General features: G+C 75.9%; 15 protein-coding genes. 9 read left to right on the forward strand and 6 right to left on the reverse strand.

What is annotated here, in order from left to right; genetic code table 11:
- Positions 1 to 239 precede the first annotated feature (239 nt).
- Positions 240 to 2,213: a serine/threonine-protein kinase gene (locus J0910_RS14235; RefSeq protein ID WP_420158981.1), complete on the forward strand. Its 1,974-nt coding sequence runs from the start codon at positions 240 to 242 to the stop codon at positions 2,211 to 2,213.
- A gap of 354 nt (positions 2,214 to 2,567) precedes the next feature.
- Here J0910_RS14235 and J0910_RS14240 read toward each other — a convergent pair whose 3' ends face one another.
- Positions 2,568 to 3,194, reverse strand: a complete 627-nt coding sequence (locus J0910_RS14240) for a dihydrofolate reductase family protein (RefSeq protein WP_420158982.1) — start codon at positions 3,192 to 3,194, stop codon at positions 2,568 to 2,570.
- Between the two features lie 222 nt (positions 3,195 to 3,416).
- Here J0910_RS14240 and J0910_RS14245 point away from each other — a divergent pair, with 222 nt between their 5' ends.
- The 6 genes from J0910_RS14245 to J0910_RS14270 all read left to right on the forward strand — a co-directional run bounded on the left by J0910_RS14245 (position 3,417) and on the right by J0910_RS14270 (position 10,612).
- The gene (locus J0910_RS14245) at positions 3,417 to 6,035 is read left to right on the forward strand and encodes a hypothetical protein (protein ID WP_420158983.1); all 2,619 of its coding nucleotides are present in this window, start codon (positions 3,417 to 3,419) and stop codon (positions 6,033 to 6,035) included.
- Positions 6,036 to 6,263: 228 nt separating this feature from the next.
- Positions 6,264 to 6,518 (forward strand): LapA family protein, encoded by a 255-nt coding sequence (locus J0910_RS14250; RefSeq protein ID WP_420158984.1) that lies wholly within the window; start codon positions 6,264 to 6,266, stop codon positions 6,516 to 6,518.
- A 181-nt stretch (positions 6,519 to 6,699) separates the two neighbouring features.
- A complete protein-coding gene (locus tag J0910_RS14255) occupies positions 6,700 to 7,182 on the forward strand; it encodes a DUF1269 domain-containing protein (RefSeq protein ID WP_420158985.1) in 483 nt (160 codons plus the stop codon).
- 154 nt (positions 7,183 to 7,336) lie between these two features.
- Positions 7,337 to 8,176 (forward strand): SulP family inorganic anion transporter, encoded by an 840-nt coding sequence (locus tag J0910_RS14260; protein ID WP_420158986.1) that lies wholly within the window; start codon positions 7,337 to 7,339, stop codon positions 8,174 to 8,176.
- Positions 8,166 to 9,893 carry a SulP family inorganic anion transporter gene (locus J0910_RS14265; RefSeq protein ID WP_420158987.1) on the forward strand — a complete coding sequence of 576 codons (1,728 nt, stop codon included), beginning with the start codon at positions 8,166 to 8,168 and terminating at the stop codon, positions 9,891 to 9,893. Before J0910_RS14260 ends, J0910_RS14265 begins: the two co-directional genes overlap by 11 nt.
- 35 nt (positions 9,894 to 9,928) lie before the next feature.
- On the forward strand, positions 9,929 to 10,612 hold the full coding sequence (locus J0910_RS14270) for a GAP family protein (RefSeq protein ID WP_420158988.1): 684 nt from the start codon (positions 9,929 to 9,931) through the stop codon (positions 10,610 to 10,612).
- Between the two features lie 10 nt (positions 10,613 to 10,622).
- Here the strand turns inward: J0910_RS14270 and J0910_RS14275 are convergent, their stop codons facing one another.
- Positions 10,623 to 11,624, reverse strand: coding sequence for a DUF389 domain-containing protein (locus J0910_RS14275; protein WP_420158989.1), 1,002 nt, complete (start codon positions 11,622 to 11,624; stop codon positions 10,623 to 10,625).
- A gap of 177 nt (positions 11,625 to 11,801) precedes the next feature.
- On the opposite strand from J0910_RS14275, the gene J0910_RS14280 reads away from it, so the two are divergent.
- Positions 11,802 to 13,613 carry an alkyl/aryl-sulfatase gene (locus J0910_RS14280; RefSeq protein ID WP_420158990.1) on the forward strand — a complete coding sequence of 604 codons (1,812 nt, stop codon included), beginning with the start codon at positions 11,802 to 11,804 and terminating at the stop codon, positions 13,611 to 13,613.
- 142 nt (positions 13,614 to 13,755) lie between these two features.
- Here the strand turns inward: J0910_RS14280 and J0910_RS14285 are convergent, their stop codons facing one another.
- Positions 13,756 to 14,934 carry a DUF418 domain-containing protein gene (locus tag J0910_RS14285; RefSeq protein WP_420158991.1) on the reverse strand — a complete coding sequence of 393 codons (1,179 nt, stop codon included), beginning with the start codon at positions 14,932 to 14,934 and terminating at the stop codon, positions 13,756 to 13,758.
- 560 nt (positions 14,935 to 15,494) lie between these two features.
- Between J0910_RS14285 and J0910_RS14290 the strand changes: the two genes are divergently transcribed.
- The gene (locus tag J0910_RS14290) at positions 15,495 to 16,064 is read left to right on the forward strand and encodes a hypothetical protein (protein WP_420158992.1); all 570 of its coding nucleotides are present in this window, start codon (positions 15,495 to 15,497) and stop codon (positions 16,062 to 16,064) included.
- 102 nt (positions 16,065 to 16,166) lie between these two features.
- Here J0910_RS14290 and J0910_RS14295 read toward each other — a convergent pair whose 3' ends face one another.
- The 3 genes from J0910_RS14295 to J0910_RS14305 all read right to left on the reverse strand — a co-directional run bounded on the left by J0910_RS14295 (position 16,167) and on the right by J0910_RS14305 (position 18,865).
- A complete protein-coding gene (locus J0910_RS14295; RefSeq protein WP_420158993.1) occupies positions 16,167 to 17,021 on the reverse strand; it encodes a serine/threonine kinase in 855 nt (284 codons plus the stop codon).
- Positions 17,022 to 17,226: 205 nt separating this feature from the next.
- Entirely contained in the window at positions 17,227 to 17,868 is a 642-nt protein-coding gene (locus J0910_RS14300; RefSeq protein WP_420158994.1) for a DUF4352 domain-containing protein, read from the reverse strand.
- Between the two features lie 343 nt (positions 17,869 to 18,211).
- A complete protein-coding gene (locus J0910_RS14305; RefSeq protein WP_420158995.1) occupies positions 18,212 to 18,865 on the reverse strand; it encodes a helix-turn-helix domain-containing protein in 654 nt (217 codons plus the stop codon).
- Positions 18,866 to 18,897 lie beyond the last annotated feature (32 nt).

Genomic DNA, 18,897 nt, shown 5'->3' on the forward strand with positions numbered 1-18,897 from the left:
GCACGCCCGGTCCTGCGGCGGAACGGGGCCGGACCTCTCTTCCCGGAAGCGCTCGGCCGTCCAGGGGAGCGCCCACCGCCGCTCCCCGCCGGTCGCCCGGTCCGCGGGCGGCGGGCGGCGGGTGGCCTGAACCGGCCGGAACCCCCGCGAGGTTTGACAGCCGCTCACCGGCGCTGCTGGGCTACGGAGGGTCCCCCCTCGGAACCCGGTCCGCCGGGCCGGTAGAAAGGCGCCTCTTCATGAGCCGTCCCCCCGTCCCGCCGCGCCCCGCCCTGTCGGATCTGAGCCCCGAGGACCGGCGCAGGGTCGGGCCGTTCCAGGTGCACGGCCGGATCGGCGCCGGCGGGATGGGCGTCGTCTACGGGGCCACCGGGCCGGACGGGGGCTGGGCGGCGCTCAAGGTCGTCCGGGCGGAGTACGCCGAGGACGCGGAGTTCCGGGCGCGGTTCGGACGCGAGATCCGGCTGATGGAACGGGTGCGGGCGCGCAGCATCGCCCCCCTCGTCGCGGCGGGGGCCGATGACCCCGAGCCCTGGTACGCGACCGCCTACGTGCCCGGCCCGACGCTGGCGCAGCGGGTGAGCCGGGGCGGGGCGATGCCGCTCGGGCAGGCCAGGGCGCTCGCGGTCGGCATGGCCGAGGCGATCGCCGGGATCCACGCGGCGGGGATCGTGCACCGCGACCTCAAACCGGCCAACGTCATCCTGGCGCCCGACGGCCCGAAGGTCGTCGACTTCGGCATCGCGCGGGCCCTGGACGAAACCGGGATCACCCGGACCGGCGGGCTCATCGGGTCGCCCGGCTGGATGAGCCCCGAGCGGTTCAGAGGCGTCAGCGGCCCCGAGGACGACGTGTTCGCCTGGGGCGCACTGGTCGCCTACGCGTCGGCGGGTCGGCCGCCCTACGGCCGGGGCAGCGCCGAGGCGCTGATGTACCGGGTCCTCAACGAGGAACCGGACCTCTCCGGGGTCCCCGGCGAACTGGTCGACCCGGTCCGCCTCGCGCTGGCCCGGGACCCCGCGGACAGGCCCGCCGCCGAGCGACTCCTCCGGCAGGTCGCCTGGGGCGGGGGCGGCGGCACGGACCGCGGAGAGGACGACGCGACGATCGTCGCCACCGTGGTCGCGCGGGAATGGGCTCCCCGCCCGGCGGGCGGCCCACCGGCGCCGGCCGCCGCGGGCGGCGCGCCTCCGCAGGCCCCTCCGCCCGCAGCGCCCCGGGGAACCGCCCCGCCGGGCGGGGTCGCACCCCCGCCCGGTCCGGGCAGCGGCCCCGGGCCGGGCCCCGCCGCGCCGGGGAGGCCGGGCCTGCGGCGGGGGCTGAAGATCGGCGCGGCGGCCGCCGCCCTGCTGGTCGGCGGGGCGCTCGCGATCGCGGGGGCGCCCCTGCTGATCGACGCGGCCTCGGCGGACCGGGAGGGCGGCCCCGGGGGAGGCGTCCCCGCCGCGCTGCAGGAGCTGCGCGAGCAGGGATACGCGGAGATCGCCATCGGCAACGAACCGCCCTTCGGGTACATCGACGAGCAGGGTGAGACGACGGGCTACCACGCCGAACTGGCGAGGGTGGTCTTCGCGGAACTGGGCGTCGAGGAGGTCCGCGCCGAATCCGTCGCCTGGGACGCGCTTCTGTCGGGCTTGAACAGCGGCAAGTACGATGCCGTCGCCGCCGGCATGTACATCACCCCGGAGCGCTGCGAGGACGTGGTCTTTGCCGCCCCCGACATGGCCAACCTGGAGGGGGTGCTGGCGGCCGATGAGGAGAGCGGGAAACTGGCCGACTACGCCTCCGTCGCCGAGGAGGGGAGGCGGATCGGGGTGCTCAACGCCTCGGCGAGCCAGGAGTACGCGGCCGAGGCCGGGATCGACGGTGAGGACATCGTCCCCTTCGGCTCGATGGCGGAGGCCCGGACGGCGCTGGAGAGCGGCCGGGTGGACGCCATCGGGGGCGGAGCGGCATCGCTCCGCTGGATGGCGGAGGAGGACCTGAGCGGCTACCGGGTCGCCGGCGGCTTCCTCCCCGAGGGGCAGGCGGAGCCGCCGGTCTCCGGGTTCGCCTTCGCCGAGCGGGACCGGGAGCTGGTGGAGGAGGTCGACCGGGTGCTGGCGGAGATGCGGGCCGACGGCAGGCTGCTGGAGATCGTCGAGCCGTTCGGCTACACCGAGGAGGACCTGGCCCCCGAGGGGATGACCGCCGAGGAGGCGTGCCGCGGCTGAGCACCCGGCCCGCACCGGAGCCGGGCCGGACCCTGCGCGGCGGCTCGGCGCGGGGCGACAGGCGGCGGTGCCCGCCGGGGCGGAGGGAGAACTGTACCGCCCCGGTGGGAAGGATGGCCCCGTGCGGGGGAGTGTCCGTCGGCCTCGGTCGCCCTTCCTGCATCGGACGTTCCTCGCGCCCCGGCCGGGCAGAGCGTCGGCGCCGCAACCCGCCCCCATGCCCGAGCGGGAACGGCGGGACGGCGCGTGCCGCCCTCCGTGCCCCGGGCCGGGCGGGGAAGGCGCCCGCAGGGGCGTCGCGACGGCGCCGTCCGTGCGCCCGCGGCCGACTCCATTACCGGCCGCGGGCCCGGCTCAGGTGCCCGGGATGGGGGCGGAGGCCGCGTACTGCGGGCGTCCGGCGGGGCGGTAGACCTGCATCGTGATGCCGCCCGCGAAGGCGCGCGAGTCGACCAGGTCGAGTGCCGCGTCCGGGCCGGCGTCGGGGAACAGGCGGGTGCCCTGGCCGACGACCACCGGGTAGGTGAACAGGGTGATCTCGTCGACCAGGCGGTCCTCCAGCAGTCGGCGGACCAGGGCGCCGCTGCCGTGCACCTGCAGCTCGCCGGCGGGCTCGGCCTTCAGCCCGCCGACGGCGGACGCGAGGTCCCCGGAGAGGACGGTCGTGTCCGCCCACTGCGGGTCGGTGAGCGTGGTCGACGCGACGTACTTGGGCCGCTTGTTCAGAGCGTCCCCGATGGGGCTGCTCTCCGGGTCCGCCATCCTCCCCCAGGAGCCGGCGAAGATCTCGTAGGTCCGCCGCCCGAACAGGAACGCGTCGGCGCGCTGGTAGACCCGGCCCAGGAACTCCTCGGCCTCACCGCCGAACAGCGGCAGGGCCCAGCCGCCGCGCTCGAACCCGCCTCGGCGGTCCTCGTCCGCACCGCCGAGCCCCTGGATCACCCCGTCGACGGAGACGTTCGTGACGGTCGTCAGTTTCATGGCCTGGGGCCCTTTCGCTCAGAGGTCTGCCGTCCCCCTGTCCGACCGGCCCGCGGCGCGGATCTCATCGGCCGCGGCGGAACCCGTCCGGCCGGCGGTGCGGCGGGGCCGCCCGGGGGCGGCGGTGTCGGCGCCGGCTGCCATGATCCTTTTCCCGAGTGAGGGCGGCCGCCCGGGGCGGCCGGAGGACGCACGCCGACCCGACGAGGAGAACAGCCCCCCATGCGCACGGAACACATGGCCGCCCACCCGCTGCTGAGCGCCGGGGACCCCGGGGACTGGCCCCGGCTGCTCGCGTCGGTCCCCGACGTCGTGGAGCCGCTCCTGTCCCGGCTCCCGGTCTCCGACGGGCTGTTCGACGCGGTCCTGGCCGACGGCCGCGTGAAGTGGCTGGAGGAGCTGGCCGGCAACCGGCGGATGATCCTCTCCCGGCCGGACCTGCGGGACCGGCTGATCGCCACCGGCGGCGCCGCGGCGGGGCGGCCGCTGCTCTCCCCGCACGCCGTCCCCGCCGACGGGAGGAGCGGGAAGTCCCCGTGGCCGCTGCGGGTGCGTCGGGCGGTGCTGGCCGCCGCCCGGCCGGACGCCTGGCCCCCCGGCGGGGAGCTGCACGAAGTGCTCGGCAAGAAGGACGTGCGCTACCTGCGGGCCGCCGTGGCCTGCCCGCTGCCGGGCATGGCGCGCGCCGCGCTGGAGGGCGCCGCCGCCGAGCTGACCCGCGCCGAGCGGCTGCGCGCCCTGCTCACCGTGTACGAGCACGACGGCGGGCCGGCCGCCCTGGAGGAGGTGCTGGCCGCCGTCGGCGAGGAGCGGCTCTCCCCGGAGGCCGCGGCCGAGGCCCGCAAGGCGCTGGAGGCGGGCGGGCCGGAGCCGCTGCGCGCCGCCGCCGAGCGGGCCGAGGGCACCGGGGGCGCGATCGAGGAGCTCTACGACACCGCGCTCGCCGACCGCGCGGAGCAGCTGGAGCTCCGCGCCGAGCTGGACTGGGCCGCCGTCGCCGAGGCCGACGCGCGGCACCCCTTCGACGACGCCGCCGTCGCGCTGCTGGCGGCCCGCCCCGACTGCACCGCCGAGGCGCGCGGCGCCCTGTACGCCCGGCGGCCGCTGCCGGTGGCCGAGCACGCCGCGCACCTGGACGCCCGCCTGCTCGCCACCGCACCGGACAAGCGCGGCGCCGCCCGGGTGATGCTCGTCCTCTGCCGGCGCGGACTGGGGCGCGGCATCGGCGGCGCCGAGCTGCTGCGCACCGCCCGCCCGGCCGCCGCGGTCCTGGCCGCCGCCCGGCGCCCGCCGGAGCACCCCGAAGGGCTGGCGGCGTGGGAGGAGTTCACCGAGGGGCTGGCCGGGCTGGTCGCCGAGCACCTGGGCGGCGACGCCGAGCGGTGGCGGGCGGTCCGCGCCCTGCTGCCCGGCTTCACCGGGACCGTCCCGGAGCTGCTCGCCGCCGAGCCCCCGGTCCGGGCGAAGCGCGGCGGGGCCTGGCCGGGGGCGGCCGCGGCGCCCGCCGGGGACCGGGTGCCCGACCCCGCCGGGACCCGCGGGGCGTTCATCGCGCTCCTGGACGCCGCCGCCGACCCGGTCTGCGCCGCCCTGCTGCCGCACCTGGACGACCGCACCGTCTACGACCTGCTCGGGCACGGCCGGCTCCGGGACGGCTGGTTCGCCCTCGCGGCCGGCGGCGACCCGCGCTACCGCACCGCCCTGGCCTCCCGCCCCGCCCTGGGCGCCGACGGCGTCCAGCGGCTGATGGAACTGGACGACCCCGGGGTCAACGCGCGGCTCTTCCTCCGCCCCGGGACCACCCCGCTCCAGCGCGAGCGGCTGCTCTCCGGACGCCCCTGCCGCCCCGGCGCCACCGGCGGGATCCCGCTGGACCCCGGGCTGGTGGAGCGGCTGCTGCAGCGCAAGGGCGGGTTCAGCGGCCGCGACGCCGTGGACTGCGCCGACCCCGCCCTCCAGCGGCACCTGCTGCGGCACGTCCGGGTGCGCGGACGGGCCCCGCAGCTGCGGCTGCTGCTCAACCTGTGGGAGCGGCGCGGCCCGGAGGCCGTCGCCGAACTGCTCGGCGAGGACCTCGAACCGGCCGCCTTCACCACCCGGATCTTCCGCCGGGAGGTGCAGAGCACCGTCGAAGGGCTGCTGGGCGGGGAGGACCCGGAGAAGGCCCTGGAGGAACTGCGCGCCCAGACGGCCGAGGGAGAGTCGGCCCGCACGCAGATCCGCGCGCTGCGCAGGCAGTACTTCCCCGGCGCCGAGCTGTTCCGCCACTCGCACGCCTGGCACTGGGACGAGATCCGGGCGGAGAACCTGCGGGACCCGCTGCCCAGCGCGGCCCTGGCCGGACTGGCCGCGCACCCCGGCCTCCCGGAGGAGCTCCGCGGCGAGGCGGAGGGCGCGGTGTGGCGGTCCGAGGCCGACCACGCGGCCTTCAGGACGCTGACCCGGTTCGCCCGCCCCGGGGTCTCCTTCGCGGAGAGGGAGGAGGAGGCCAAGGAGGAGATGGCCGGGTTCCGGATCGGACCGGACTGGACGGGGGAGCGGATCCTCCGCTCCCGGCCCGTCTCCCCCGACGGGGAGGTGGAGCTCTCCGACTGGCTGGCCCCCGCGATCGGGCAGGGCGCCGTCGCCCCCGAGGACGTCATCGAGCACGCCCCGTCCGCGGTCTCGGTGCTGAGGTGGATGTGGGGCGGCGGCACGGGCGCGGAGGACGCGCTGGCCGCCGCGCTCCGCGAGCACCTCGGCTCCTCGCCCGACGCCTGGGTGCTGGCGCTGCGCATGCTCCCCGGCTTCCGCGGCACCCTCGGCGAGCTCCTCCGCACCGCCGGGGCCGCGGCCGGCTGATCCCGGCGCCGGGCCGGGGCGCCCCGGCCCGGCGGTGCGGCCGCCGGAGCGGCTGTCGAAACCAGGCGGGGAATTGGCCTTCCCTCTACCCCGGCCCCCTCCCGGCGGGGGAAGAGGTCACCGAAGGGCGCCCCTCCGGACCCGCCGGAGGCGGCGCCGCGGAGGAGACCGGGACCGCGGGGCGGGCAGCCCCCACCCGCGGCCGCGGCCGAAGGAGCGGAGGACGCGATGGCCGGCGGCACCGCGGAAGAGAAGAAGGGCGCCTCCGGGTGGAGCGTTCCGCCCCGGACCTGGGTGGCGCTGGCCCTCCTGGCCGTCGTGGCCGTCTTCGTGCTGCAGAACCGGGACCCCACGCAGATCCAGGTCCTGCTCATCTCGGTGGTGGCTCCGCTCTGGGCCACCCTGGTCGCGGCCGTCGCGGCCGGCCTGGTGATCGGGTGGCTGCTGCGCCCCTCGGCCCGGAAGAAGCGGCAGAAGCGGTGAACCGCGGGGCCGCCCGGGGCCGGGCCGCCCCTGCCGGGCTCCTCGCCGCGGCGCCGAGAGCGGCGCGGCGCGGCCCCGGAGTGCCGCTGTTTTCCCTGCGCATGGCATTAAGGCGGGAAAAGCTCGGGAACTCCCCGGGACCGGGGCCGGGCGGCCCCCACCCGAGTAAAGGAGGAATCGCATGTCGCACCTGGTCGTGCTCGGCGTCGCCGACACCGAGACCGCCGAACAGGCCCTGGACATCGCGGGCGAGCTGGGCCGGCAGGAGCTGCTGCAGCTGGAGGACGCCGCCTACGTCTACAAGGACGCCAAGGGGCGCCCGCGGATCCACCAGACCGTCAACCTCGCCGGCGCGGGCGCCGCCTCGGGCGCGCTCTGGGGCACCCTCATCGGACTGCTCTTCTTCGCCCCGGTGCTGGGCCTGGCCGCCGGCGCGGCCTCCGGGGCCATCGCCGGCAAGCTCGGCGACATCGGCATCGACGACAACATGATCAAGCGGATCGGCGCCGAACTCGAGCAGGGCCGCGCCGCCGTCTTCCTCCTCGCCCGCTCCGCCACCCGGGACCGGGTCGTCGAGGCGTTCAAGCCGCTGAACCCCGTGGTCATCCAGACCAACCTCACCAAGGACGACGAGCAGGCGCTGGTCGAGGCCCTGCGCTCCTGACCGCTCCTCCCCGGGGAGGGGCCGGCCCGGATCTCCGCCGCCCGGTGCCTCCCCGGCCGGGGCGCGCCCGCGCGGCGGCCCGGTGCCCGCTCCCGCTTGAGCGGGCACCGGGCCGCCGCGGCCACCACCGCCACCGCCCGAAGGAGCGGCCCGGGTGAGACCGAGCAAGGACCGCGGCGGCCGGAGCGCCCACCCGGCGTCCGCCCTCGTCCCGCCGACACCGCGCGGGTACCGGCCCGGCCTGCTCCGCGGCGGCGTCCTCGCCGGCGCCACGGTGCGGGCGGTCCTGGCCCCCGAGCCCATCGCCGTCGCCGCCGTCCTGGAGCTGATCGGCGTCCGCGCCTTCCGCGACCTCTACCGCCTGGCCGCCCCCGGGCCCGTCTCCGCCTACGGGCCCGCGGCCCGCGCCGACCTCCTCGCCGCCGTCGCCGCCCCGCCGGGCGTCCTGGCCCTGGGCACCCTGCGCGGCCTGCTCCTCGGCATCGCCGCCTCGCTGCTCCTGCCCTACCGGGCCTCCCGGCCCGACATCGCCGAACTCGGCCGGAACCCCCGGGGCGGCCGGTGGACCGACCTCTCCCGCGCCCCCGGCGACGAGCCCGCGCCCGGCGCCCTGGTGGAGGGCGGCCTGTTCTCCGCCGACGGCGACCGCGTCCGCGAGCGCATCCCGGCCATGGCCCGGGAGCGCGGCGCCCGCACGGCCGTTCCGGACGCGAAGACGGTCCCGTCCGCGGACGCCGCGGCCGTGCGCATGCTCCGCGAACCGGACCGGCGGCTCCGCGTGGAGGGCGCGGTGCCGGCCGTCGCCCGCGACAGGCCAGGTCCGCGACCTGCTCGGGGCCGACGAGGGCCTCTGCACCGACATCGACACCGCACTGCGCGACGCGCCCCGCGCCGAGGGGCGGGAATGAGCCCCGCCGGCAGCGCCGGGGCGCCCCGCGGCCCGGCCGGGGCGAAGGCCCGGTGCGGCGGGAGCGGGGTGAGCGGTGCGGGGTGAGCGCGGGCGCCGGTGGCGGCGCCTCGTCCCGCCGGGCATGGGCGGGCCCGCCGGGTACGGCCGGGCGCGGCTGGTCCGGGACCTGGTCGCCGGGGTGACCGTGGGGGCGGTGGCGGTCCCCGCCGGCCTGGCCATGAGCGAGCTGGCGGGGCTGCCGCCGATGGCCGGGGTCTACGCCACCCTGCTGCCCCTGGCCGTGTACGCCCTGCTCGGCTCCTCCCGGCACCTGGTCGTCGGCCCCGAGAGCGTGCTCGCCGCGCTGACCCTGAGCATCGTCGCCCCGCTCGCGCAGGGCGACCCCGGGCGGTACGCGGTGCTGGCCGCCGCGCTGGCCCTGATGACGGGGACGGTGTACATCGCCGCGGGGCTGCTCAGGCTCGGCTTCATGGCCGACTTCCTGTCCAAGCCGGTCCTGCTCGGCTTCGTCAACGGGACCGCGCTGATCATCATCGCCGGGCAGCTCGGCAAGGTGTTCGGCATCCCGGTCGCGTTCTCCGGGTTCTTCCCGACGCTGTGGCGGCTGGCCGCCGGCATCGGCCGGACGCACCCGCCGACGCTGGTCCTCAGCGCGCTGCTGCTCGGCCTCGCGCTGGCGCTGCGCCGCTGGGCGCCGGTGCTGCCCGCCACCCTGGCCGTGGTCGCCGCCGCCACTGCGGCCTCCGCCCTGCTGGACCTGGAGGACCTGGGGGTGGCCGTGGTCGGCCCCGTCGACGGCGGCCTGCCCCCGGTCGCCCTGCCCTGGGCCGCCCTGCCGGACCTCGCCGACCTGGTCGTCCCCGCCCTGGGCCTGGCCCTGGTCGGCTTCGCCGACGCCGCCGCGATCTCCCGGGGGTACGCGCGCCGGTCCGGCTACCCGATCGACCCGAACCGGGAGCTGACCGCCCTGGGGGCGGCGAACCTGTCCGCCGGCCTCACCCAGGCCTTCCCGGTCGGCTCCAGCGCCTCGCGGACCGCGCTCGGCGTCTCCACCGGCGCGTCGTCCCAGGTGACAGGGGTGACCGCGGCCGCGGTCGTGGCACTCCTCGCCGCCCTGGCGATGCCGCTGCTGCGGCCGCTGCCCACCGCCGCCCTGGGCGTGGTCATCATCGCGGCCTCGCTGAGCCTGCTCGACGCGGCCTCGCTGCTGCGGCTGCGCCGGGCCGGCGACGCCGAGGCCGCCCTGGCGGTCTGCGCCTTCGCCGCCGTCCTCGCCCTGGGCGTCCTCCCCGGGGTGGGCGTGGCCGTCCTGCTCTCCCTGGGGGTGTTCGTCTACCGGGCGGTGCGCCCGCACGACGCGGTCCTGGGCACGGCGGAGGGCATCGACGGCTACCGGGACGTCTCCGTGCACGGGGCCGACACCCACGAGGGGCTGATCGTCTACCGCTTCGACGCCCCGCTGTTCTTCGCCAACGCCCCCTACTTCGCGGCGCGGGCGCGCGGGCTCGTCGACGGGGCCGACGGGCCGGTCCGCTTCCTGCTGGTCAACATGGAGGCCGTCACCCACGTCGACGCCACCGCCGCGGACATGCTCCGGGACCTGCGCTCGGAGCTGGCCGCGCACGGCACCGCGCTGGCGCTGGCCCGCACCAAGGCGCCGGTCAGGGCGGTGCTGGAGCGGACCGGGCTGCTCGACGAGATCGGCCGCGACCGCATGTTCTGGTCGGTCCGCTCGGGGGTCCGCGCGCTGCTGGCCGAACCCCCGCCGCACACCGGACCCCCGGAAGGGGCCGGGGACTGACCCCGGCCGCCGAGACCAGGGAAAGGAGCACGCCGATGCCCGGCGCCCTCGCCGACACCGTCCCCTACGCCGTGGGCCTGGCGGCCGCGCCGATGGCCGTGGCCGCGGTGATCCTGCTGCTGATGGCGGAGGGCGGGCGCGCCAAGGCGCTCGCCTTCGCCGCCACCTGGTTCGCCTCGGCGGCCCTGGCCGCCGCGGCCGTCGCCCTGCTCGCCGGAGCCGGGGGCGCCGGGGCCGAGGGAGGGCCGCCCGCCTGGGTCGGATGGCTCCAGCTGCTCATCGGTGCCGGGCTGCTGCTGCTCGGGCTCCGGAGCCTCCGCGCGCACCTGCTCCGGCCGCCCGGCGCCGGCTCCGAGCCGCCCGCCTGGCTCACCGCGGTCGACTCCTTCACCCCCGCCCGGACGGTGGGGGCGGCCGCCGCGCTGGTCTGCGTCAACCCCAAGAACCTGGCGATGCTGCTGGGGGCGGGGGCCGCGCTCGGCTCCGCCGGGGCGGACCCGGGGGCGACCGCGCTCGGCGCGCTCGCCTTCGCCCTCCTGGGCAGCCTGGGGCTGCTGGTCCCGATCGCCGCGGCCGCCGCCGCGGGGCGGCGGGGCGCGGAGGCGCTGCGGCGGGCCCGGGCCTGGCTGATCGCGAACAACGACGCGACGACGGTGACCCTGCTCCTCGTCTTCGGGGCGGTCTTCGCAGCCAAGGGGGCGCGGGTGCTCCTCTCCTGAGGGCGCCCGGTCAGCCGCCGGTCCGGCCGGCGTCGATCCGCTCGCCGTGCGCGGTCTCGACCACGACCGGGAGGCCGTCGGGGACCCGGCCGTCCAGGGCGGCGACCAGCTCGTCCACCGGCGGCGGGTCCCCCGGCAGCCGGACCTCGATGTGCATCGTCCTGGACGCCATGTACACCCGTGTCACCGAGGCCCCCTCGCGCCCGGAGAGCCACTGCTCGGCCTGGTCCTCCGCCCGGTCCGTCCAGACGCCGATCATCAGCGTGAACGCGGTGTTGGCGGCCAGCGGCACGAAGACGACCGCGAACAGCATGCCCAGGACCGTGTACGTCCGGCGGAGGGCGACCCCCCTCTCCCGGTCGGCCCGGGCCCCGTACCCGGCGGCGGCGAAGACCACCATGCCGGCGAAGACCAGCGCCAGCAGGTTGGACAGGAAGAGCACCAGCGCGCCGAGCGCCAGCCACCCGGCGAGCCGCCCCAGGCAGACGCCGGCCACCACCAGCGGCGGGACCAGGGAGATGGCGATCGCCACCCCGGGCAGCACCGCCGCCACGTCGCGGCGGGACAGCGCCACCGCTCCCGCCAGCCCCGTCGCCATGGCGGCGACCAGGTCCATCACGCCCGGCGACGTCCGCCCCGCGACCTGGCTGTTGGAGAGCAGGTCGTAGCCGCCGGGGACGAGCGCCGAGAACAGCACGCCGACGCCGATCACCAGCAGGCAGCCGCAGACGACCACGCCGACCGCCCGGGTCCGGCGCCGCCGCACGATCCCGAGGGCGATCCCCATGATGGGGGTGGAGAGCGGGGCGATGATCATCGCCCCGATCACCGTGGCCGTCGAATCGGTGAACACCCCCGCGGCGGCGATGACCGCGGACAGGGACAGCATCGTCCAGAACGCCGAGCGCTTGCCCCGCCTGTCGCCCGAGGACGGGTCCAGCTCCTCCGCCATCTCGTGCGGGGCGCGGAGCTTCTCGGCGGGCAGGACGCTCCCGATGAATCCGCTGAGCATGGGCCCGAGTGTCGCCCCGCCCCGGCCCGGCGCCGCGCAGGACACGTCGGGCATTGCCGAACCCGGGGGAGAACCTGGGCGGGAGCGGCGCTTCGGCCCTCCCGCGGGCCCGGGCCGGAAGAAGATTTGACCCGCCGCGGGTTTTCCCCCGCCCCGCCCATGGCGACCGTCCCCACCATGACCCATCTCGACTTCGGCGACCGCGCCGACTTCGACGACGCCGACCGCGGCTTCATCGCCTCCCTCACCCCGGGGGTGGTCGAGGACGCGCACGGTCGGGTCGTCTGGGACAACGACGCCTTCTCCTTCCTGCAGGGCGAGTGCCCTCCGACCGCGAACCCCTCGCTGTGGCGCCAGTCGCGGCTGTGCGCCAGACAGGGCCTGTACCGGGTCACCGAGGGCGTCTACCAGGTGCGCGGCCTCGACCTGTCCAACATGACCCTGGTCGAGGGCGACACCGGGGTCATCGTCATCGACCCCCTGGTGTCGAACGAGCCGGCCGCCGCCGCGCTCGCCCTGTACCGGGCGCACCGCGGCGACCGCCCCGTCACCGGGATGATCTACACCCACTCCCACGTGGACCACTTCGGCGGCGCGGAGGGGATCCTCCCCGCGGACAACCCGGCCGGCGTCCCGATCCTGGCCCCCGAGGGCTTCACCGAGCACGCCGTCTCGGAGAACGTCTACGCCGGCACCGCCATGGCCCGCCGCGGGATGTACCACACCGGCGCGGCGCTGCACCGCGGCCCCGAGGGGATGATCGGCACCGGGCTGGGCCAGACCGCCTCGACCGGGACGGTCTCGCTGATCCCGCCCACCCTCGACGTCACCCGCACCGGCCAGCAGGAGACCGTCGACGGCGTCCGGATCGTCTTCCAGGTCACGCCGGGCACCGAGGCCCCGGCGGAGATGAACTTCCACTTCCCGGACCTGCGGGCGCTGTGCATGGCCGAGAACGCCAGCCACAACCTGCACAACATCCTCACGCTCCGCGGCGCGCTGGTGCGCGACGCCCGGGTGTGGTCCCGCTACCTGGACGAGGCCGCCGCCCTGTTCGCCGAGGGCAGCGACGTCTCCTTCGGCTCCCACCACTGGCCCACCTGGGGCGCGGAGAACATCGCCCGCTTCCTGACCGAGCAGCGCGACCTCTACGCCTACCTGCACGACCAGACGCTCCGCATGCTCAACCAGGGCCTGACCGGCGCTGAGATCGCCGAGCGGATCGAACTCCCCCCGGCCCTGGCCAAGGCCTGGCACGCCCGCGGCTACTACGGGTCGGTCTCGCACAACGTGAAGGCCGTCTACCAGCGCTACATGGGGTGGTTCGACGGCAACCCCGCCCACCTGTGGGAGCACCCGCCGGCCGAACTCGCCCGGCGCTACGTGGACTGCATGGGCGGCACCGACGCCGTGGTGGAGAAGGCCGGCGCCTACGCCCGCGACGGCGACCTGCGGTTCGCCGCGACGCTGCTCGACCACGCCGTGTTCGCCGACCCCGGCCACGCCGGCGCCAAGAGCGCGCTGGCCGGCGTCTACCAGGGCCTCGGTGAGGGCGCCGAGTGCGGCACCTGGCGCAACTTCTACCTGATGGGCGCCAAGGAGCTGCGCGACGGGATCACGCCCAACCCGTTCGGGTTCGCCGAAGGCATGGCCGCCGGGCTGAGCGCGGAGCAGCTCTTCGACTCGATGGCCGTCCGCGTCAACGGGCCGAAGGCCTGGGAGGAGCGCCTCACCGTCGACTGGAACCTCACCGACACCGGGGAGCGCCACCGGATGACGCTGGCCAACGGGGCGCTGACGCACCGGAGGGCGCAGGGCGGCGGTCCCGCCGCGGACCTGGTCGTGACGCTCACCAAGGCGGAGCTGTCCGCCCTGCTCACCGAGGGGGAGGGGGCCGGACTGCGGACCGAGGGCGACCGGGCGGTCCTGCAGCGGCTGACGGCGGTGATGGACGGCCCGGACCCGGACTTCCCGATCGTCACCCCCTGACGGGCCCCCGGCCCGGCGCTCCGGGGAGGGCGCCGGAGCGGGGCCGCCCCCGGAGGGCGCGCGGGCGCTCCGCCGGCCGGCGGAGCGCGGTCGGGCACCACCGGGGGCGGAGCGGCGCCCGCCCCCGGGGGCCCGCCGCCGCTCAGTCCGCGCGCCCGGAGGGGCCGTAGGCGAGGCGGCGCAGCGCGGTCTCCGCGGGGCCGCTCATCCCGGCGCGGTGCATCAGGCCGGCCAGGGCGACCGTCACCGCCCAGACCGCCGCCCCGATGGCCACGCCGGCGGCGGTGGACACCTCCAGGCCGAAGCCGTAGGAGGCGAACAGCGCCGCCCAGGCCACCGACTGCAGCAGGTAGAAGGTGAGCGACCGCCGGCCCAGCGCGGCCAGCGCGGTCGTGACCGGGCCGGGGCCGCGGGCGGAGATCCGCGCCGCCGCCAGGGCGATGAGCGCCGCGTAGCCGAACCCGCCTGCGAAACCGCTGACCTGGTGCAGCGTGCTCACGAGGGCGGCGACCGGGAGTGAGGGGGGCGTCCATGCGCCGGTGAGGACGAGCGCCTGGGGAAGCCCGCCCGCGACCGCCACCGGGACGCCGATGGCCGCGGTGCGGCGCAGCAGCGGCAGGTACGGTCCGGGGCGCTCCAGCAGGCGCCGGCGCCCGGCCCACATCCCGACCAGGAACGGGAAGGCGGTGGCGAACAGCATGAACACCAGCAGGAACGGCCACATCGACAGCCGGAAGAAGAGCTCCGCGGTGACGCCCTCAGGGATCTCCGGTTTGGCGCCGGCGGGCAACGCCAGGCCGAAGGCGAGCAGGGAGGCCGTGACGACGGCCAGCGCCGCCCAGGCGGCCCGGAGCAGCCCCCGGTCGGACAGGCGCAGCGCGCCGGTGAAGACGAGCGCGAGCACCCCGTAGACGGCCAGGATGTCACCGAAGAAGAGCAGCACCGCGTGGACGGCGCCGAAGGCGGCCATCCAGAGCCCGCGGCGGCGCAGCAGCCTCCGCGTCCGCGGCCAGTCCTGGCCCTGCTCGGTCCGGCGCCGGTGGATCCGGGCCAGCCCGTACCCGAACAGCGCGGCGAACATGGGGTATCCGCGCAGGTCGGCGAAGAGGGCCATGGTGCCGGTGGCGATCCGGTCCCAGGCATCGGCGATGCCGCCGCCCGGGGCGCCCGACATCTGGGCGAACATGTGCGCGTGCGCGGTGGCGATGACGAGCAGCATGACCCCGCGGGCGAGGTCGGGCGCCAGGGAGCGCCGCGGCGGGGCCGCGTCCCCGGGCGGCGGGGAGGAGCCGGACTGCTCGGGCGTTCGTGCGGTTTCCATGGGGAGGTCCTTCGAAGGGTCGGTGGAGGGGCCCGCCCGGCGGTCCGGGGGGCACGGGGGCGAAACTATGACCTCAACATTGATTGAGGTCAAATCCTCCGTTGTACCGGGTCGAAATCCGGAGCGCCCCGGCCTCCGCGCGGGCTCCCTCCGCCGCCCCTCTCGGGCAAGGCCGACCGCGGCCCTGCCCGGTGGCCCGGTCGGCCTCGGCCGCCCCCGGGCGCAGGGCGGGGGCCGCCCCGGCCTTCCCGCTCCCGCCGCCCGCCCTGCCCGGGACGTTCGCCTCCGCCGACGGGCGCCATGGCCGAGGTGCTCTCCGCAGGGGAGCCGCAGGCCTGCGGCGGGCTGCCCGCCGGCGGCCCTTCTTCCCGTCCGCTCGGCACCCGCGGCCGGAATCGTGCCGCGTGCGGCGATCTCTGATGGGTGCCGATATGTGTTCGAGCGCCGAACCTGATTTCAGGGCCGCCCCAATGCCGGGGGGTCGGTTTTCTGGTCGATTTCGCCGTCGTTCCTTGCTCAAGGACTTGACGCCATCGGGGAGTCCGTCCTCTACTGAGCGTATGCCAGAGGCCACCCCTAGTGTTCTCGAAGTATTGATGTCGTCGATGGGGGCGCTTCCCGCGTTCGATATCGCGTATCTCTCGCCGACCGGAACGGTGAAAGACAGGGTGTTGAAGCACGATCTCCTGCATGTTCTCTTGATCGATAGAGAGTGGCCGGTCGCTTTCAGATTCGAGGACGAGTATTGCGCCGCCGTCGTCCAGGCGGTCTTGACCAGGGACAGCCGCGTGTCCGCGCGGTCCGTGAGCGGGGACGGCCCGACCGCGACCGGCCGGGTGCCGAGCCTGGAGGAGATCTGGGAGGTGACCGTCCCCAGCGTCGTCGGCTTTCTGGAATACACATTGCCCCGGCTCGGTCTGCGGGTTCCGGACGACTTCAGGCTGCCGGACATGGAGTTCGTCGGCGAGTACTACCGGCTGGGCCTGTCGTTCGCCGCCGAGTTCCGCGCCGAACTCGGCGAGGACTATGCGTCGATACCGGCGGCGGTGCTGAAGGACGTCCCGTTCGAGTGCGTGGCCCGGAGCTTTCGGCGGGCGGCTGCGGAGCACCGGCGAACGGAGCCGGCGTGAGATTCGATTCTTCCCGACGCGATTCCTCCTGATTCAAGGCGGTCGAGCAGAACATGTGCGCCGCGATGCCGGGAGCCGGTGCGCTGCACCGGCCTCCGGAGGTCAGGCGGCCCGCCAGCGGAATCGGTCGTCACCCGCCTTGGGGGTGCACTGCATCAGCGTTCCCTTGGCTGTATGGCCATACTGCCAGTGCTCGTCGCAGAACGCGCCCGGGTGCACCCCCTGGACTCCGCCCTGGTCGGAGCCGCCGCCGGATCCGGTCCCTCCGGAGTCGTCGGAGCCGTCGGCCTCGGACTGCTCCCCCTCGGTCTGCGGAGCGGGCTCCGGTTCGGCTTCCGGCTCCGGGGCAGGAGCGGGGTCGCCGACGGCCTCGGGGCATTCCGAGCCCGGGGCCACCACGTACAGGCTGACCCGGAGGTCGTCGGCGAAGGGCGCTCTGGACTCCGCGTGCTTCTGCGCGCACACGCCATGATCGCCTGCCGCGTCCTTTCCGGGATCGTCGGCATCGCCGAAAGCGGCCTTCACCCGCACTTCGGTGAGGCCTGCGCCGTCGAGCCACTTCAGGGCCTCGGAGACCGTGCCATCGGCGAAGTCCGGAAGCTCAGGCCACTCTGCCGCCTTCCCGGGCTCCCCGGGGCAGTCGGTTCCCTCCTGGACCAGCGCGAGGTCGACCGCGCCCTCGGCCTTCTCCTGGTCGCAGACCTCCATGGCAGACCTGATCCACGGCGCATCCTCGTCGGCCGCGAGCAGGCGGAGGCTCCCTTCTTCGAGCCCTGCTCCGTGCAGGGCGTCCACGGCTTCAGGGAGGGACATCCCGACCACGTCCGGGCCCCCGCCATCGCCCTGGCCTTCATCGGGACCGGTGGCGGAGAGGAGAGCGCCGCAGCCGATCAGTGCGATCACGAGTATCGGGGCCGTGAGGCAGCCGCTGAGCAGGCCCTTGCCGTTCTTGTCCATGAGGTGTTCCTTCTGCTGAGGAGTGACGGGGACCCCGGTGGGCAGCGGGGGCGCACAAGGGGCGCGGCCGGTTCCTGCGGGTGGAGAGCGCAGCGGCCCGATGCCCGGCCGGAGCGGTGGCGATCCGGGGGCGTATCTCCGGAGTGTTCTCGGTGGAGGGCCGACCCCGCTTCTCCGGGAGCGGGGCGGCCCTCGGGCTCCGGCCCTACTCCTCCACGCCGATCACCGCGATGCCGGGCGCCTCGTAACCGGCCAGCTCCAGTACCGCGAACTCGGTCCCCTCGGGCGCCTCGATGACGACCTCGTAGTCGGTGGACCCGCCCGGGTTGACCTCCTCGGTGAACGAGCAGATGTCGTCGAAGGTGGAGTAGGCGGCGCCGGCCGTGTCATAGGCGGTGACCTCGCCCATCGACACCGCGGGCATTCCCGGGGCGCTGCCGACGTTCTCCGCCTTCAGGCCGATCACGATGAACTCCCCTTCGGCCCGATAGGTCTGTCCGCATTCGGAGTCGTTATAGGTGGTCTTGCGCTCCGAACCGGTGGCGGTGTATTCGAACAGCCCGTCGTCGGGGGAATCGGCGGCCGGCGGACCGGCGGGCACCCCCTCTTCCTCTTCGACCGGCCCGGTCTCCTCCAGGGGCGTCGCACCGGCCAGGTCTGCCTCGACCTCCTCGACGGCGGCGTTCATGCTCGCGGTGAGATGGGAGCGGAATCCGAACCAGCCGGCGGTGAACCCGATGAGCAGGCCCGCGATGACGCCGATGGCGGCCGGCAGGAGCCAGCGCGGTGCGCCGGCCGGCCGCTGCGGGGCGGGTGCAGGCGGCGGGGGAGTAGGGGGTGCGGCCATGGCGGCCTCCTGCCTGTCAAGGAGATACCGCCCTTTCGGTGCGGGCGGTGGTAAAGCAAAGTAGACGCGCATCAGGCAGGAAAAAGGAGTCGTTTTCCGTATTCGGCCACGGTTTTTTCGCTCCATTCGGGGCGGTTTCCCTGGAGGTTTCCACCGCGGGGAGGCGCCTGCGCCGCCGTGGGAAGGGCGAGGGCCGTGGCCGATCGGCCCTCGGTGCCGCGCCGGGGCGCACCTGTTTCCCCGTCGTTTCCCGTGGGGGCGCCTGCGAAGCCGGAACCCCGCGACGCGATCGAGGGGCCGGGAACATGGCGGGCGGTGCCGGTCCGCCGGGCCGGCGGTGCGGCTACGCCGGCCGGCGGCCCGCGTTCTGCCGGTACCGCCGCTGCCGGCAGGCGCGCGAGCAGTACGTGCGGCGGCGCCCCCGCCCGGGTTGGGCGAGCGCCCTCGCGCAGACGGCGCACCGATCCGGAGCCGGGGTGTTTTCATCACGCCCCCGGCCTGTTCCGTCACGCGGGCGGGGCGGTGCGCCCTGGGGGGCCGACCGGGCCGCGGCGACGAGGCACTGCTCGGCGACGAGCCCGCGCGGGGTGCGGCTCATCAGCTCGCCGTCGAGGTCCGGGCACTGCTCGGCGATGTCGTCGTCCGGGCAGCGCAGGAGGTGCAGCAGGTAGCCCTGGGCGCTCCGCAGCCGCCGGATCTCCTCTTCGATCAGCTCGACGCGGTGCTCGACGGTGCCCCTCCACTCCCGGTTCCCCTTCCCCGAGATCACGGTGGACGCCTGCTCGAGGGGCATCGACCCGATGACGCAGCACAGGTAGGCGAGGCCGATACGGCGGAGTTCGGCTTCGGTGTAGACCCGGCGCCCGTTCGCCCGCGGCGGCTCGGGGAGCACCCGGCGGGACTCCCACCAGCGCAGTGTCGAGGGGGCGAGGCCGAAGAGGGCCGCGGCCCGGCCGATCGGGACCCCCGGGCGATCGCCCGTTTCCCCGTTTGACATCAAGCCTCCTTGAAGAGCCAAGATCAAAGAAA

Origin of the sequence: Nocardiopsis oceanisediminis, from assembly GCF_048595525.1 — a bacterium.
Lineage (GTDB): Bacteria > Actinomycetota > Actinomycetes > Streptosporangiales > Streptosporangiaceae > Nocardiopsis_A > Nocardiopsis_A oceanisediminis.

Coding starts and splice junctions, on each gene's coding strand:
- J0910_RS14285 (WP_420158991.1), bottom strand. CDS start 14,934: ATGGAAACCGCACGAACGCCCGAGCAGTCCGGCTCCTCCCCGCCGCCC.
- J0910_RS14275 (WP_420158989.1), bottom strand. CDS start 11,624: ATGCTCAGCGGATTCATCGGGAGCGTCCTGCCCGCCGAGAAGCTCCGC.
- J0910_RS14270 (WP_420158988.1), top strand. CDS start 9,929: ATGCCCGGCGCCCTCGCCGACACCGTCCCCTACGCCGTGGGCCTGGCG.
- J0910_RS14290 (WP_420158992.1), top strand. CDS start 15,495: ATGCCAGAGGCCACCCCTAGTGTTCTCGAAGTATTGATGTCGTCGATG.
- J0910_RS14295 (WP_420158993.1), bottom strand. CDS start 17,021: ATGGACAAGAACGGCAAGGGCCTGCTCAGCGGCTGCCTCACGGCCCCG.
- J0910_RS14300 (WP_420158994.1), bottom strand. CDS start 17,868: ATGGCCGCACCCCCTACTCCCCCGCCGCCTGCACCCGCCCCGCAGCGG.
- J0910_RS14255 (WP_420158985.1), top strand. CDS start 6,700: ATGTCGCACCTGGTCGTGCTCGGCGTCGCCGACACCGAGACCGCCGAA.
- J0910_RS14305 (WP_420158995.1), bottom strand. CDS start 18,865: ATGTCAAACGGGGAAACGGGCGATCGCCCGGGGGTCCCGATCGGCCGG.
- J0910_RS14245 (WP_420158983.1), top strand. CDS start 3,417: ATGCGCACGGAACACATGGCCGCCCACCCGCTGCTGAGCGCCGGGGAC.
- J0910_RS14250 (WP_420158984.1), top strand. CDS start 6,264: ATGGCCGGCGGCACCGCGGAAGAGAAGAAGGGCGCCTCCGGGTGGAGC.
- J0910_RS14240 (WP_420158982.1), bottom strand. CDS start 3,194: ATGAAACTGACGACCGTCACGAACGTCTCCGTCGACGGGGTGATCCAG.
- J0910_RS14235 (WP_420158981.1), top strand. CDS start 240: ATGAGCCGTCCCCCCGTCCCGCCGCGCCCCGCCCTGTCGGATCTGAGC.
- J0910_RS14280 (WP_420158990.1), top strand. CDS start 11,802: ATGACCCATCTCGACTTCGGCGACCGCGCCGACTTCGACGACGCCGAC.